1 protein-coding gene is annotated in these 718 nt (G+C 74.8%); it reads right to left on the bottom strand.

The annotated features are described in order from the left end of the window. Positions 1-84 precede the first annotated feature (84 nt). Positions 85-540, bottom strand: a complete 456-nt coding sequence (locus ND748_RS33245; protein ID WP_251750185.1) for an Rrf2 family transcriptional regulator — start codon at positions 538-540, stop codon at positions 85-87. Positions 541-718: the final 178 nt, after the last annotated feature.

Here is a 718-nt window from a genome sequence, read left to right as displayed (position 1 = left end):
CAGCGGGCGCGCCTCGGGGCCGGCCTGCCGCCCGCCACAGCCACCCGCGCGCTGCCGGGCGCGTCGTGAGCGCCCGCCGATTCGCTAGCGAGTCGTCCAGGCATCGGGATCCTTGCCGAGGGCGGTGACGATCTCCGGCAGGCGGCCGCCGGCGACCTCGGCGAGGGTCACGTTCTCCAGGACGCGGCGCAGGTTGACCCGGACGGCGATCCAGACATCCTGCAGGTTCTTGGCCGCGCCCTCGTAGCAGGCGTCCTCGGGGCGGCGCCCGCGCACGCTCGCGAGCGGGCCGTCGGTCACCCGGATCACCGTGGCGACCGTGATCTGGTCTGCGGGTCGGCCCAGCTGATAGCCCCCGTCGGCCCCCCGGCGGCTCTGGACCAGCCCGGCCCGGCGCAGATCGGTCAGGATGTTCTCGAGGAAGCGCAGCGGCAGATCCTGCGCCAGGGCCAGCGACTCGCCCTTGACGAGCTGACCGTCACTCGCCGCCAACGTCAGTAGTGCGCGCAGCGCATAGTCGGCGCGAGCGGAGATCTGCATGCACCCATATTGCCGCCCGGCAGCGCCGAACGCGCCCGACGGGTTGGCCTGGCGTGCCGCGGGTGCACGTGCCGGCACTCACCGTCCGCCGCGGCGTCGGCGCCCGGCCGAGGGAGGACGGGACGCCGCCCACTCACCCCGCGCCACCGAAATGCCCACCGTCGGCGCCGCCGACACC

It is taken from the genome of Frankia sp. AiPs1 (assembly GCF_023716945.1).
GTDB lineage: Bacteria > Actinomycetota > Actinomycetes > Frankiales > Frankiaceae > Frankia.
The sequence above is the reverse complement of the archived record's forward strand: the minus strand, read 5'-3'. Positions and strand labels throughout refer to the sequence as shown.

Excerpts from the sequence above, each read along its gene's own strand:
- ND748_RS33245 (WP_251750185.1), bottom strand. The coding sequence starts at position 540 with ATGCAGATCTCCGCTCGCGCCGACTATGCGCTGCGCGCACTACTGACG.